Source organism: Aeromonas sp. R4-3 (assembly GCF_040908275.1).
GTDB lineage: Bacteria > Pseudomonadota > Gammaproteobacteria > Enterobacterales > Aeromonadaceae > Aeromonas > Aeromonas rivipollensis.
In genome coordinates this window covers 200,015-214,507 of the sequence record NZ_JBFODK010000029.1, presented here as the reverse complement: position 1 = coordinate 214,507, position 14,493 = coordinate 200,015, and the positions used below count along the sequence as shown (strand labels likewise).

The window sequence follows — 14,493 nt, the reverse complement described above, 5'->3', positions numbered from 1 at the left end:
GTGCACCCGGGTGCCTGTTGCGGGCCATACCGCAGGCGGCGTTATGGGAAGTCTCGTCATCATTGTCTTCGCAGGGTACGAAGGAAGGGGATGCCGCTCTGATCGTGGCTTATCTGCACCGGCACCTGATAGAGGCGCTCGATGAGATCGGCGTCGAGCACCTGGGCGGGGGGGCCGAAGGCTTGCAGATGGCCCCCCGCCAGCACGATCAGCTGATCGGCAAACTGGGCCGCCAGGTTGAGATCGTGCAGCACCACCAGGGTGATCCACTGCTGCTCCCGGGTCTGCTGGCAGAGGTGTTCCATCAGTTGCATCTGGTGGTGAAGGTCCAGGGCGCTGACCGGCTCGTCCAGCATCATGATGCGGGGGTCGCGCAGCAGCACCTGGGCGAACAGCACCATCTGCCGCTGGCCGCCGCTTAAGGAGTAGAGGGGGCGATCCGCCAGATGGGCGATGCCAAGGGCCTGCAGGGCGCGACCGGCGGCCAGTATGTCCTCGTCCGCGAGGCGCATGGAGAGGCTGTCGAGGCGCCCCAGCACCACCACCTCGATGACGCTCAAATCCAGCTCCAACTGGATGTTCTGGGGCATGTAGCCAAATTGCTGGCGCCACTTGGCTTGGGTCATCTGGCGGGCACTCTGGCCCCCCAGGCGGATGTCGCCGGCGGCCGGGGTCAGTTCCCCAAAGAGGGCGCGCAGCAGCGAGGTCTTGCCGGTCCCGTTCGGGCCGATGATCACATGGACCTGACCCGGATGCAGGGTGAGGTCGAGCTCCCGCAGCAGGGTCTGCTGGCCGAGGGAGAGGGAGAGTCGGGATATTTCAAGCACGTTTACGCCCCCTGCCGAGGATCAGCCAGATGAAGAAGGGCACGCCAATGAGCGCAGTGACTATGCCGATGGGAAAGAGGGCCCCCGGAATGATGGACTTGGAGAGCACCGAGGCCGCCGAGAGCATGCAGGCGCCGCACAGGGCGGACAGCGGGATCAGGAAGCGCTGATCTTCCCCCACCAGCATGCGGGCTATGTGGGGAGCCACCAGGCCGACGAAGCCGATGATGCCGACGAAGCTGGTGGCGGTGGCGGTGAGCAGGGCGACCAGGATCAGGGTCTTCATGCGCAGCCTGTCCACGTTGACCCCGAGACTCCGGGCACGGGCTTCCCCCAGACGCAGGCTGGTAAGGGCCCAGGCGTCCCGGTAGATGAGCAGGGTGCAGATCAGGGTGACGGCGGCGGTGATGATCAGGGCATCCCAGGTGGTGCGCATCAGGCTGCCAAACAGCCAGAACATGATCTGCTGGTTGAGCTCGGGGGAGGAGAGGAACTGCAGCAGGGAGAGCAGGGACTGGAACAGGAACAGCAGGGCTATGCCCGCCAGGATCAGGGTCTGGCTGCTGATGTTGCGCATCATGGCCAGACCAAACAAGAGGCTGGCGGCAAACATGCACAAAATGAAGGCGCCGGCCGGAATGGCAATCAGTGGCGGCAGCCCGAGACCGCCGGTATAGAGCGCCAGTGCGGCGCCGAGCCCGGCCGCGGCCGCGAGCCCTAGCGTGTAGGGGCTGGCCAGGGGGTTATCCAGCAGGGTCTGCATCTGCACGCCGCCAAGGCCGAGGGAGGCGCCGACCACCAGGGCCATCAGGGCGATGGGCAGGCGCATATCAAAGACGATGGTGCGAGTCATGGAGTCCGCCTGGGCGGGGGAGAGCAGGGCATCGATCACTTCCCCAAGGGGCAGCAGGGAGGGGCCTGTGGCGATGTCGAGCACCAGGGTAATGCACAGCACCAGGGTGAGCAGCGCCAGCCAGTGCCAGCGGCGGCGCTCCCGTTGTCGCTGGCGGGTGAGGGTCTGCTGCAGGGCAGCCAAATCATTCATGATAACCATCCTGAAACGGGCGCTCTCAAGGGGCGCCCGCAAGGGTTGAAGAGGGATGACGAAGAGGGACTTTCCTGACTCGGGTCGGAAAAGTCCGGCCCGTCAGGTTCAACCTGCCATTACTTGATACCCAGCATAAAGGTGCCCTGGGGACGAATGGGCAGATAGCTGCGGTAGAAGCCCTGATAGGTGGCCAGGGGATCGAGATCCTCGAACAAGTCCGGGTAGAGCGCCTTGGCCATGAACTCGATGAGGGCGGCATCCATGATGCTGCGGGTGGCGCCGTGGTAGACGGCGTAGAGGCGACCCTGCTGCACGGCGGGCAACTCGCTCCAGCCCGGACGGGCAGCAAAGCCCTGCAGGCGCTGGCGCACCGTCTCGGCCGAAATATCCTGACCGACCTGCATCGCCTCTGCGCTGCTCACGCTCTCGTAGCCCGCCATCAGGATCACCTCGGGTTTGCTCGCCAGCAGTTGCTCCGGGTGTATGGGGCCCCAGCGTTCGACGAAGGGGGCCGCGACGTTGTCACCGCCGGCCAGCAGAGCCATGGCGCCCCACATGTCCTTGCCATAGGTGTAGCTGTACTCGGCCGGGCCCTTGTCCCCCAGCTCGATGTAGACGCGGGGCGGCTGGCGCTTCGCCTGGGCAACCCGGGAAGTGATGGTGTCAATCCTGGCCTTGTATTCGTCGGCCATCTTCTGGGCACGTGCCTCCTGACCGGTCACCTTGCCAAGCAGCAGGGTGCTCGCCATGTGGCGGGCCAGGGTCTGGGCGTTGTAATCCACCACCACCACCGGAATGCCAGCCTGCTCGAGGCGCGGCAGATCCGGGGCCAGGGCCTCGTATTGCCACTGGGCCAGGATCACCAGATCGGGTTTGACCGCCAGGGTCTTCTCGATGGAGAAGCTCTGATCCTGCACGTTGCCAAGGTCGGGCACCTTGGCCAGTTGCGGCAGGCTGGCCACATAGAGGGACCAGATGGCGGGGCGGGACTTGACGAACCAGCCACGGGACATGCCCACCAGGCGATCGGCGCCCCCTTCACCGGCCACGGCCAGATAATCCTCGGGATAGAAACCGAGCACTATGCGGCTCGCAGGCAGGCTCAGTGAGACCTTGCGGCCCATCACATCTTCCACTTCAACGGGGGCGGCGGCCTGTGCCATCCAGCTCATCAGAGCGAGCTGACCAAGCAGCAGCAACTTTGCCAGGGGGTGACGAAACATCTTGTGAAACCTCGGGGGGATAGGGCCTAAAAAAAGAAGTGAGAACTATTGCTATTCGTGAGCCGAAAAGCAATGGCCGTCTGCATACTCCCCCCTCTTTTTTAGGGCCTGACCGTCTAGCCCCAGTCAGTCAGGATAAAATCCTGTTTCATTTGGCATCGTTTTCACTGTGGCCATGGGATTTTCCTGCCGACGAGGGGGAATATTGGCTCGCCAACCTTGCGGCGATTTATCCCGGCGCTTCTCCCTGGTTGCCGTTATTTCCCCATCCTTGTACCGACCGGCTTGCCAAGGCCGCCGTGCCCCCCATGGCCGCCCTCGGCCGCACCCTGCCAAGATGCGGATTGGTATCCCTGTGTCAGAGTCTGTCATCCCCTTGTGCGCCGAGACGACACAGAGGCGGCAGAACATATCGGCAGACCCGTCGCCCCGCCTTCGGGAGAGAAATAACCTGCCCATACGGGTATTGCTCGTCACCTGCACGCAACAATTTGTTGGCATTGTTAGCCAGCTCCCAGCGACTCCGCCGCTAAGGGGGCAGAGTAGGCGCGATCTTGGCCGCTGGCCGAGTTCGACAGTAACAAGGTGCTGCGGCCCGCCTTGCGCGGGGCGCCAATAACATAATCTGCCCATAAAAAAAGGAAACTGACCATGTCAGGAAGACACTCTCTGGTGGCGCTCGCGGTCGGGCTGGCGCTCTCAGGACAGGCACAGGCGCAACTGCTGATCAGCGAATACCTGGAAGGCTCTGGCAACAACAAGGCGGTGGAGCTGAGCAACCTCGGCTCGGATCCCGTCGATCTCGCCCAATACCGGTTGGCGCTCTATGCCAACGGCAAACCCCTCACCGATGCCCCCACCAACAGCCTGGCGCTGCAAGGCACCCTGGCCCCGGGGGCCAGCCTGGTGCTGGCCAATCCCTCCGCCAGCGGCGAGATCCTGGCCAAGGCCAATCAGACCAGCGGCAACCTGGTGTTCAACGGCGACGATGCCTTGGTGCTCTATCGCGGCAGCGAGATTGCAGACAGCTTAGGCCAGGTGGGGGTGGATCCCGGCACGGCCTGGGTCTCGGGTAGCGTCTCGACTCTGGACATGACACTGCGCCGCAAGGCCACCGTCACCACGGGCCGCACTGATGCGACCGGCCCCTTCGATCCGGCGCTGGAGTATGTGGCGGCCCCCAAGGATGACGCCAGCGGCCTGGGTTGCAGCGGCGATGCTCCCTGCGACGGCACCCAGCCACCCGCTTTCGTCTGCCCGGTCGATCAGCTGGTGCCCGTGCCCGCCATTCAGGGCCCGGGCAGCAGCAGCCCCCTGGTGCCGGCCGGCAAGTTTGAATCGGAGCAGGCCTATGCCACCCGCGGCGTGGTGACCCAGGTGGTGAGCGGCCTCTACAAGGGCTTCTTCATTCAGGACGCGCAGGGGGACGGGGATCCGGCGACTTCGGATGGCCTCTTCATCCACAGCACCCAGGCCAACGGCGCCCTGGTGCCGGGGGCCGAGGTGTGCGTCTCGGGCAAGGTCAAAGAGTATTTCAACCAGACCCAGCTCAGTGCCGATCAGCTGGTGATAACCCAGCCGGTGGGGGCCTTGCTGCCGGCGGTGGATCTGGTGCCTGTGGGAGGCGAGAGCCTGAGCCAGCTGCTGGAGCGCCACGAGGGGATGCAGGTGCGGCTGGTGCCGGAATCCAGCCTGGTGGTGACCCGCAACTTCAGCTTCGATTACGACGGCAAGCGCAACAACCTGGTGCTGGCCTATGGCGCGCCCCTTATCAAGTCGACCCAGAAGTTTGCCGCCCTGAGCCAGGAGGCGAGCGACTGGGCCCTGCGCAACCAGCAAAACCAGCTGGTGGTAGAGACGGACGCCAAGGCGCCGGACGGCGTGCTGCCCTGGTATCCCGGCTTCAACGCAGAGGATGGTTACCTGCGTATCGGCGACAGGCTCAACGGGCTGGAGGGGGCGCTCGGCTACTCCTACAACCTGTTCCGGCTGGTGGCCAGCAACCGCATCGACAGCAGCGACATAGATCACAGCGGCTGGGACAGGGTAGAGACGCCGGAGCTCGCCGAGGCGGGGGATCTGCGGGTCGCGAGTTTCAACGTGCTCAACTTCTTCACCACAGTGGTGGGCGGGGATGCCAACCCCACCGGCAGCAACAGAGGCGCCCTGACGGTGCCTGAGTTCGAGCTGCAGCGCACCAAGATCGTCAGCGCCATCACCCGCCTCAACGCGGACGTGGTGGGGCTGATGGAGATAGAGAACAACGGCTACGGCGACAACTCCGCCATCGCCAATCTGGTGGCGGCCCTCAACGCCGCCCAGCCGGACGAGGCGGATCACTACGCCTGGGTGGCTTCCCCCGATGGCCAGCCCATAGGTACAGATGCCATTACCGTGGGCCTCATCTACAGACCCGCCAGCGTGACGCCGCAAGGGGCCGCCAGCCTCATAGTGCTGCCGGTGCAGCAGGCCGAGGCCCAGGACGCCAGCGGCAAACCGGTGGCCATCAACCAGGGCATGCGCGAGTCGCTGCTGCAGCGCTTCAGCTCTCCCAAGGGGGATGCGCCCCTGACCCTGGTGATCAACCACCTCAAGTCCAAGGGCTCTGCCTGCTTCGAGGATTACCCCGACTACGTGACCGCCGACCCGCTGGACGGTCAGGGGCACTGCAACGCCCTGCGGGTCTCCGCCGCCAGGGTGCTGGGGGAGCGTCTCAAGGGGGTGAGCGGGGATCTGCTGCTCATCGGGGATCTGAACGCCTACGGCATGGAGGATCCCATCCGGGTGCTGACTGACTATGATCCGGCCGCCCAAACGCGCCAGATCCTGAGCGCCTCCTTCACCACGCTGGCGGGCCAGCCTTATGAGGAGAGCGGCAGCGCCCTCGGCAAGGGCTATGGCCTCATCAACCTCAACACCCGCTTCCACGGCACCGACACCTACTCCTACAGCTACGAGGGGGAGCTCGGCAACCTGGATCACGCCCTGGCCAATCCGAGCCTCGCGGCCAAAGTGATCGGCATAGAGGATTGGCACATCAACTCCGCCGAGAGCAACTTCTTCGAGTACGGCAGCAAGTACAGCGGCCAGCTGGCGAAATCCGAGGGGCCCTTCAGCGCCTCGGATCACGATCCCGTGCTGGTGGCCATTCAGTACCCGCTGCCGCCCGCCGGAGTCTTGAGCCTGGAGAGCGCCGCCGCCAGCGTGGAGGAGGGCAGCACTCTCACGCTGTCCGTGGCGCGCCGGGACGGGAGCCATGGGGAGGCTAGCGTCAGTTACCGCGTCGCCTACGGCAGCGCCGATGCCAAGGACGTGGCACCACTCACCGGCTCCCTGAACTGGGCGGCTGGCCAGAGCGACAGCCAGACCATCAGCATTCCGGTGAAGAGTGACACCCTGCACGAGGGGGATGAGACCTTCACCCTGGAGCTGTTTGATGCAAGCGGCGCGGCCCTGGGTGAGCAACACCAGACCCTGGTGACCATCAAGGACAAGCTGGCGCCCTCCACCATAGCCCTGGCGAGCGCCAGCATGACGGTGAACGAGGGCCAGTGGTTTGCCGAGATAGCCGTGGTGCGCAGCGGCGATCTCAGCAAGCCCGCCCGTGCCACCTTGAGCCTTGAGGGGATCACGGCGCGCTGGGGGCTGGATTTCCTGCCCTGGTTCGGCCAGTCGGTGAGCTGGGCCGCGGGCGAGGGGGGCAGCAAGTCCATCAAGGTGCTGATCCTGGACGACTGGTTCGTGGAGTCCACCGAGCAGTTCAGCGTCAACCTCGAGAAGCTGAAAGGGGCCCAGCCGGGGGCGGTGCAGCAGACCCGGGTCGACATCCAGGACAACGACAAGCCCTGGTGGCCCTTCGGTCGCCACTGATGACAGTGAGCATACAGATGACACAAGGGGCCCGTGGGCCCCTTCTTGCTGGTTGGCGTTTTGGCCTGCTTACTAGCGCAGAGAGCGGGCAGCGCTTCGCCCATGAAAAAGGCCCACCGCGTCGGGTGGGCCTTCTCCATGGCGGGGCGCTCCTAACGGAGTATCAACCCTGCGCGTTGCTCAGTACCAGCTTGCCATCCTTGACCGGAATGGTGGTGCCGGGTTTTTGTTCCATTCGCACTACCCCTTCCTGACCGGCGAGGCGGTAGGTGACGTCATAGCCCAGGGTGCGGGTACTGCTGTCCTGCACCGTCTTGCAGCGCTGCTCCGTGGTGGTGTAGGTGTCCCCCGCCTGCATGTTGCCCTGCACCTGGTTGCCGGCATAGCCACCGGCGGCGGCCCCGGCGACGGTGGCGACCTTCTTGCCGCTGCCGCCACCGAACTGGTGGCCCACCACGCCCCCGAGGGCCGCACCGACCACTGTGCCCAGGATCTTGTGTTCATCCTGCACCGGCTTGCGGTGGGTGACGGTGACGTTGCGGCACTCCTGGCGCGGCGTCTTGATGGTCTCGGTCACCGGTTTGCTGGCCAGCACCTCGGCAAACTGGGGCTCTGATGAAAACAGGGATCCGCTGGCGGCGGCCGACAATGCCAGTGCAGAGGCCACACCGATCCCGATACCTGCCAACATGGATGTGTTCATCTCTTCTCTCCTTACAGTGATTGCCCTTGGGGCCTGGGCTCATTCTTGGCATTTTTGCCCCCGGGCTCAAGGCAATGGCCCTTCGGGTGCGACAGAGGCTGGCTGCGCCAAAAACGGCCCCGGCAAGGGAGCGTCTGTGATTGGCGACAAAAGGTGGGGCGATGGCGTCGCGAGAGTCTGGGGCAGGGGGCGCAGCCCCTTAAGACGTTTCGCTAATACCTGGGCGTGCGCCCCCTTGGTACCCTCGTCGGGTATAAGGATCCGCCGCCTGCCAAGTACCTTGTGCGCCGTGATCCGCGAGACGCCCCCCGCTTTGTGCCCATATGAGGAAGGAACCCGATGACAAAGCCGCACATCTACGAGACTGGCCTTGGCAAGACGCCCGCCAATTTCGAGGCCCTGACCCCCTTGAGCTTTCTGGCCCGGGCGGCTCGGGTCTATCCCGACTACCCGGCCCTGATCCACGGCCCCCTGCGCCAGAGCTGGGCCCAGACCGAGGTACGCTGTCGCCAGCTCGCCTCGGCCCTGCGCCGGCACGGCATCGGCGAGGGGGATACGGTTTCCATCGTCGCCCCCAATGTCCCGGCCATGTTCGAGGCCCACTTCGGGGTACCCATGAGCGGCGCCGTGCTCAACACCATCAACACCCGGCTCGATGCCGAGTCCATGGCCTTCATCTTCCAGCATGCCCAGAGCAGGGTGGTGCTGGTGGACAGGGAGTTTGGCGCCCTGGTGCGCAAGGCGCTCTCTCTCATTGACAGCCAGCCTCTGGTCATCGCCATCGACGATCCCCTCTATCTGGAGGGGGAGCTGGTCGGCGAACTGACCTACGAGGACTTTATTGCCGGGGGCAACGGCGACGAGCCCGGCTGGCTGCCGGCGGACGAGTGGCAGGCGATTTCGCTCAACTACACCTCGGGCACCACGGGCAACCCCAAGGGGGTGGTCTATCACCATCGCGGCGCCCACCTCAATGCGGTCAACAACGTGCTCTCCTGGGAGCTGCCCAAGCACCCCGTCTATCTGTGGACGCTGCCGATGTTCCACTGCAACGGCTGGTGCTTCCCCTGGACCCTGGCGGCCACCGCGGGGGTGAGCGTCTGCCTGCGCCATGTGCAGGCGGGCGCCATCTATGAGGCGCTGCACGAACACAGGGTGACGCATTTTTGCGCCGCCCCCATAGTGCTCAACATGTTGAACAACGCCGATCCGGCCCTGAAACTGGGGCTCGATCACCCCATCAAGGCGATGACGGCGGGGGCGGCGCCACCCGCCACCGTGATTGCCGGCATGGAGGCCATGGGGATAGCCGTGACCCATGTCTATGGCCTCACCGAGACCTATGGCCCCTGCGTGGTGTGCGAGCCCCAGCGCAGCTGGCAGGGGCAGGATGCCACTGCGCTCTCCCGGCTCAAGGCGCGCCAGGGGGTGGCCTCTCCATTGCAGGGAGAGATGCGGGTAGCCAACCCCGTCAGCGGCGAGCCTGTGCCCCAGGATGGCAAGACCCTGGGGGAGATCTTCCTGCGCGGCAACATCGTCATGAAGGGCTACCTCAAGAACCCGGCGGCCAGCGAAGAGGCGATGGCGGAGGGCTGGTTTCGAAGCGGGGATCTGGCGGTCTGGCACCCGGATGGCTACGTGGAGATCAAGGACAGATCGAAGGACATCATCATCTCGGGCGGGGAGAACATCTCCAGCCTGGAGGTGGAGGACGTGCTCTATCGCCACCCGGACGTGGACGAGGCCGCGGTGATCGCCATGGCGGACGAGAAGTGGGGGGAGGTGCCCTGCGCCTTCGTGAAGCTCAAGGAGGGCCGTGTGCTCAGCCAGGCGGAGCTGATCGCCTTCTGCCGCGAGCAGATGGCCCACTTCAAGGCCCCCAAGCGCATCATCTTCACCCCCCTGCCCAAGACCTCCACCGGCAAGGTGCAAAAGTTCATGTTGCGCAAGCAGCTGGAGTGATCCCGTCGAAGGGGATGCGGACGGGCATCTGAGGGCAGTTCATCTCCTGTGGTCATGTGGATGTGTCGCTGGACAGTCCAGGTCAACGGTGTTGAATAATCCATGTCAACGCCGTTGACTTGCATGGAGGACATACCTAAAATCGCTCATCATGACGACTTGGAAAGGGAAGGAAATATGATCAAGGATGCTGTGACCGAGGGGGGGGTGAAATTGAGTGGTGCTGACACAACCAAAGCCTTGATCCTGGATGTTGCCCGACAACTTTTCTCTTCAACCGGCTACAGAGCGACGTCGCTCAGGGCCATCGCAAAGGAAGTCGGGGTCGATCCCGCATTGCTCATCCGCTATTTCGGCTCCAAGGAGGAGCTTTTTCTCGAAGCGCTGGCCATCAGCGACTTTTGTGAAAAAGCACTCACAGGTTCATTGGATGGCATGGGATACCGTATCGTTCTTGAGCTGATCTCCGGCGATATCAAAAATAAAATGAGTTCCTATGTGTCGTTAGTTCAGGCCTCTGACAGCGAGACCATAAGAACCCGTTTACAGGATGTCGTTAGAACTCGATTCGTTGAGAAACTTGCTCAACGTTTGCCGGGGCAGGATGCTGAGTTGAGAGCACACCTTATTTCTGCCCAGACGGGGGGGCTTATCAATTCATTGGCCGTTATTCAGCACGAAACACTGCTGGCAACGCCAATCGATATTATTGCCGAGCATTATGGCGCAGCGATACAGCTCTTGATCGATGGCAAGCCAGCCTGATAACGATTTATTGAGATTGGATTGCTGCTTTAAGCAATATTGATATCACCAGCTTTTGATGTGAAGCTTTTTTAAACCCATTTAAAACAGGCGGTTTCGCTGTGTCAAACTACCTCCTGGTTGATGAAACCAAGTGGGAGCGTGCACTCCATTGCAATATTTTCAAGAATTTCAGCAATCCACTCTATGGCGTTACCGTTGAGCTGGATGTGACGAAATTTATAAACAAAATTCGCAAGCTGGAGACATCATTCACCTTTGCCATGATATTCGTCACGGCCAGGTGTGCAAATGAAATAGAGGCATTTCGCTACCGATTCTTGGATGGGCGCGTGGTGCTATACGATCAAATCAATACTGTGTTTACTTACCTTGACAAGGAAACAGAGTTATTCAAGGTTGTTGACGCCCCATTGACGGATAGGCTGCAGGCCTATGTGTTGGCGGCGCAGCAGGCCGCGCTTGCACAACAGGCGTATTTTACAGCGCCAGCGGGAGGCAATGTTTTTCAATTTTCACCGCTACCTTGGTTCTCATATACGCAACTGTCTCATACATTCTCCGGAGACAAAGAAAACGCCATCCCTCTTTTCAATTGGGGAAAGTATTCCGAGAGAGAGAGTCGTGTCATGCTGCCTTTTTCCGTGCAGGTGCATCACTCCTTTGTTGATGGCATTCATATCGGCAGGTTTCTCGAAAAACTGCAAGCAGCACTCAATGAAGACAGAGCGTGAATGACAGAATTATCGCAATAAGGCTCAATATGAAAGATAGAATAGATGACGGCATCGCCGAGTATTACCAAGAAGAGTTCAATGGTCTCAAGTTTGCCGACACCCATATCTACGCAAAAGTATTTGAAGACTGTGTCTTTGTTAATTGCTCCTTCAATGGTGCCCATTTTCAACGTTGCAAGTTCGTTGATTGCGTCTTCAAAAATTCAGATCTGAGCAACCTCCGCGTTGATAGCAGCCGATTTTTAGCCGTGCTTTACGAAGAGTGTAAAATTATCGGGGTTGACTGGACTAAAGCCGAGTGGTCACGATTTGTGGTACCTGGTCAGCTCATGTTCAAAAAATCTATATTAAATGACTCCTCGTTCTTTGGTCTTAAATTACCTGGGATGATCATGGAGGAGTGCAAGGTAAGGGCAGCGGACTTCAGAGGTGGCGACTTCAGCAAATCCGACTTCTCATACTCGGATTTTACTGAAAGCATGTTCGGCAATACCAACCTGAACGGTACTGATTTCAGGGAGGCGACAAATTACCGTATCGATGTGCGGGACAATCACCTGAAAGGGACTAAATTCACACGACTTGAGGCAATCCATTTGCTGGATGGTTTTGGATTCGAGCTGTTTGATTGAAAGCCAAATGCCAGTCAATGGCTTGTGCCGTGAATATTTTTTTAATCATGCGTAGCAATCATCCCGGGCAGAACCATTATTTGACTGTAAGGTCTTGCTCGGATTTAAAAGGGAGGAATAACGCCTCCCTCTTGTTTATTTTTAATATCGCAAAAACTCACCCCTTTAACTGGTCGAGGCAAGCCGGGTGAGCCGTCGGATATCAATACACCGATCATTTGTGATGCCGCTCATGAGGGCGTTGCACCACGTCTTGCAGGGCCCGGCCTTTCGTTCTGCGAAGGCCTGTTGCAAGTTCAACAGGCTCACTGTTTGCTGGGGAAGAGATGGCGGGTCTGTCATACCCTAGCCTATCAGCGGGGAGGATTGGCGCCCCTGATACGTTTGTGCAGTGCCTCCCACAGGCCGGTGATGAAGTAGTAAAGTCCCCCTGCTTCACTGGCCTTGGTGTACTCGGCGAGCGGCTCTATCATGCCGCTCTTGAACTTGTCGAGCGCCTCTTTCTCGTTGGCTGCATCGATATAATCCCCCACCACCTCGAAGCCCTGCTCCAGCAGCTGTGACTTTTCAGGTAAAAAAGAGGGGGAAGACATCAGCAAGAAGGTGACGCTGGCGGGATCCTGTCCCTGACGGAAGAACTGGTATTTGCTCATAGGGCCTCTGGGGGTGAACTGTGCCCCTGCATTATCCATGGGGGCTTTCCCGCCGGACAGGCCCCATTTGCGACATCCCAAGGGGCCTTTATTCAGGTCGGCTTCAGTCAGCGCCTTGGTGGTTTGCCCTTGCCAAACAGCCGGGGGGCATTAAGCAGGGTATAAACGAAGAGGCTTATGGTGCTGGGGCCGCCATAGGGGCGGCTGGGATCGGCCATGTTGAGCTGATGGGATTCGGCCGCTTTGCGGGCATCAGGGGCCAGTATGGGTTCGCCTATGACCTCGAACCCCTGCGCCAGCAAAACGGCCTTGTCTGCCAGGAAGCTGGCCGACGCCATGTCGAGCAAGGTGAAGGCGGCGGGCGCCTCCGGGGTGGAGAAAACCTGAAATTTGTTCATAGCGCCTGGGGAGGTGAAGGGGGTTCGCCATTATCGCCGCCGGCCCTGGGATGAGCGACTCCCTGTTCAGGGGGGGCAAGCCTTGGTATTCCGGCCCGATCAGGGGAACGGAGCTAATCCCCGAGAAATAGGCTTGAAAGGCGTTGATCCTCCCACGAGGAGGGGGGTGACGCTGGTGCATAAAAAACGGGCCCATCAGGGCCCGTTTTGTCTAATTACAAAGACTACTTGTTGTGGCGCTCATGGAGGCGTTGCACCACATCCTTCAGACCCAGCCCCTCGTTTTGCAGCAGCACCGTCAGGTGGTAGAGCAGGTCAGCGGATTCGTTGATGAGCTCTTCTCTGTCTTTCGCCATGGCGGCCAGGGCTACTTCCACCCCCTCTTCACCCACCTTCTGGGCGATGCGCTTGGTACCCTTGCCGTAGAGGCTGGCGGTGTAGCTGGTAGCCGGGTCCGCCCCCTTGCGCGAGGCCAGGATCTGCTCGAGCTCTGCCAGGAAACCGAGCGGCGGCAGCGGATGACCGTCGAAGCAGGAAGGGGTGCCCAGGTGGCAGGTGGGGCCGACCGGATCGGCGGCGACCAGCAAGGAGTCCTGATCGCAGTCGGTGCTGATGGCCACGAGTTTGAGCACATGGCCCGAGCTCTCACCCTTGGTCCAGAGGCGCTGCTTGCTGCGACTGAAGAAGGTGACCTGGCCGGTGGCCTGGGTCTTCTCCAGGGCTTCGCGGGTCATGAAGCCCTGCATCAGCACCTCGCCGCTCACGGCATGCTGGACGATGGCGGGGATCATGCCGTCACATTTTGCCCAATCGAGGCGGTCGATGAGGGTGGGATCAATCAAGGGATTATTCACGGATGGCGACTCCTTCGTTTTTCAGCCAGCGTTTCAATTCGGGAATGGGGATAAGGCCCTTGTGGAATACGGAGGCCGCCAGGGCCCCGTCCACGTCGGCCTGGGTAAAAGCATCGAGGAAATGGACCATGGTGCCGGCGCCGCCGGAGGCAATCAGCGGCACCTTGCAGACGGCTCGTACCAGCTTGAGCTGCTCGAGATCATAGCCCTGGCGCATGCCGTCCTGGTTCATCACGTTCAGCACGATTTCGCCAGCGCCGCGCTTTTGCACCTCCTTGACCCACTCCAGGGTGGTCCAGCTGGTGGTGAGGGTGCGGCTCTCGTCACCGGTGAACTGCTTGACCTGATACTGGCCGCTCGCCGCATCGAAGTAGGAGTCGATGCCGACCACCACGCACTGCACGCCGAAGCGTTCCGCCAGTCGGGTGATCAGGGTGGGATCGGCCAGGGCCGGGGAGTTGATGGAGACCTTGTCGGCACCAAACTCCAGGATCTGGCGGGCATCTTCGACGCTCTTGATACCGCCGGCGACGCAGAAGGGGATGTCGATGACCTCGGCCACCCGGCTCACCCAGCTCTTGTCCACCACGCGGGCGTCGCTCGAGGCGGTGATGTCATAGAACACCAGCTCGTCGGCACCCTCCTCGGCGTAGCGGCGGGCCAGCTCGACTATGCCGCCCATCACCTCGTGGTTGCGAAACTGCACGCCCTTGACCACAACGCCATCTTTGACGTCAAGGCAGGGGATAATACGCTTTGACAACATGCTCATTGCTCCATGTAAAGCACAGTTAAAAAAACTTCGTTCTGCCGGTGACGCA

Annotated in this window: 13 protein-coding genes; 5 read left to right on the top strand and 8 right to left on the bottom strand. The window is 61.2% G+C overall.

The window, feature by feature from the left end:
- Nucleotides 1–59 precede the first annotated feature (59 nt).
- The 3 genes from AB5Y91_RS09645 to AB5Y91_RS09635 form a co-directional block, all read right to left on the bottom strand.
- Nucleotides 60–827 (bottom strand): ABC transporter ATP-binding protein, encoded by a 768-nt coding sequence (locus AB5Y91_RS09645; protein WP_368169650.1) that lies wholly within the window; start codon nt 825–827, stop codon nt 60–62.
- On the bottom strand, nt 820–1,872 hold the full coding sequence (locus tag AB5Y91_RS09640; protein ID WP_139746157.1) for an iron ABC transporter permease: 1,053 nt from the start codon (nt 1,870–1,872) through the stop codon (nt 820–822). The genes AB5Y91_RS09645 and AB5Y91_RS09640 overlap by 8 nt, the downstream gene beginning before the upstream one ends.
- A gap of 119 nt (nt 1,873–1,991) precedes the next feature.
- Nucleotides 1,992–3,098 (bottom strand): ABC transporter substrate-binding protein, encoded by a 1,107-nt coding sequence (locus AB5Y91_RS09635; protein ID WP_368169649.1) that lies wholly within the window; start codon nt 3,096–3,098, stop codon nt 1,992–1,994.
- A 651-nt stretch (nt 3,099–3,749) separates the two neighbouring features.
- On the opposite strand from AB5Y91_RS09635, the gene AB5Y91_RS09630 reads away from it, so the two are divergent.
- On the top strand, nt 3,750–6,968 hold the full coding sequence (locus AB5Y91_RS09630) for an ExeM/NucH family extracellular endonuclease (RefSeq protein ID WP_368169648.1): 3,219 nt from the start codon (nt 3,750–3,752) through the stop codon (nt 6,966–6,968).
- Nucleotides 6,969–7,131: 163 nt separating this feature from the next.
- Here the strand turns inward: AB5Y91_RS09630 and AB5Y91_RS09625 are convergent, their stop codons facing one another.
- Nucleotides 7,132–7,671: a glycine zipper 2TM domain-containing protein gene (locus AB5Y91_RS09625; protein WP_111910563.1), complete on the bottom strand. Its 540-nt coding sequence runs from the start codon at nt 7,669–7,671 to the stop codon at nt 7,132–7,134.
- Between the two features lie 339 nt (nt 7,672–8,010).
- Between AB5Y91_RS09625 and AB5Y91_RS09620 the strand changes: the two genes are divergently transcribed.
- The 4 genes from AB5Y91_RS09620 (at nt 8,011) to AB5Y91_RS09605 (ending at nt 11,767) form a co-directional block, all read left to right on the top strand.
- Nucleotides 8,011–9,633 carry an acyl-CoA synthetase gene (locus tag AB5Y91_RS09620; protein ID WP_163154914.1) on the top strand — a complete coding sequence of 541 codons (1,623 nt, stop codon included), beginning with the start codon at nt 8,011–8,013 and terminating at the stop codon, nt 9,631–9,633.
- A gap of 177 nt (nt 9,634–9,810) precedes the next feature.
- Entirely contained in the window at nt 9,811–10,398 is a 588-nt protein-coding gene (locus tag AB5Y91_RS09615; RefSeq protein WP_368169647.1) for a TetR family transcriptional regulator, read from the top strand.
- 101 nt (nt 10,399–10,499) lie between these two features.
- On the top strand, nt 10,500–11,132 hold the full coding sequence (locus AB5Y91_RS09610) for a CatA-like O-acetyltransferase (RefSeq protein WP_368169646.1): 633 nt from the start codon (nt 10,500–10,502) through the stop codon (nt 11,130–11,132).
- Entirely contained in the window at nt 11,129–11,767 is a 639-nt protein-coding gene (locus AB5Y91_RS09605) for a pentapeptide repeat-containing protein (RefSeq protein ID WP_163154908.1), read from the top strand. Before AB5Y91_RS09610 ends, AB5Y91_RS09605 begins: the two co-directional genes overlap by 4 nt.
- Before the next feature lie 353 nt (nt 11,768–12,120).
- Here the strand turns inward: AB5Y91_RS09605 and AB5Y91_RS09600 are convergent, their stop codons facing one another.
- The 4 genes from AB5Y91_RS09600 to hisF all read right to left on the bottom strand — a co-directional run bounded on the left by AB5Y91_RS09600 (nt 12,121) and on the right by hisF (nt 14,438).
- Nucleotides 12,121–12,420, bottom strand: a complete 300-nt coding sequence (locus AB5Y91_RS09600; protein WP_139746331.1) for a hypothetical protein — start codon at nt 12,418–12,420, stop codon at nt 12,121–12,123.
- A gap of 107 nt (nt 12,421–12,527) precedes the next feature.
- A complete protein-coding gene (locus AB5Y91_RS09595) occupies nt 12,528–12,818 on the bottom strand; it encodes a hypothetical protein (RefSeq protein WP_368169645.1) in 291 nt (96 codons plus the stop codon).
- 224 nt (nt 12,819–13,042) lie between these two features.
- Nucleotides 13,043–13,672, bottom strand: a complete 630-nt coding sequence (hisIE, locus tag AB5Y91_RS09590; protein WP_163154902.1) for a bifunctional phosphoribosyl-AMP cyclohydrolase/phosphoribosyl-ATP diphosphatase HisIE — start codon at nt 13,670–13,672, stop codon at nt 13,043–13,045.
- On the bottom strand, nt 13,665–14,438 hold the full coding sequence (gene hisF, locus AB5Y91_RS09585) for an imidazole glycerol phosphate synthase subunit HisF (RefSeq protein WP_163154900.1): 774 nt from the start codon (nt 14,436–14,438) through the stop codon (nt 13,665–13,667). The genes hisIE and hisF overlap by 8 nt, the downstream gene beginning before the upstream one ends.
- Between the last annotated feature and the right edge of the window lie 55 nt (nt 14,439–14,493).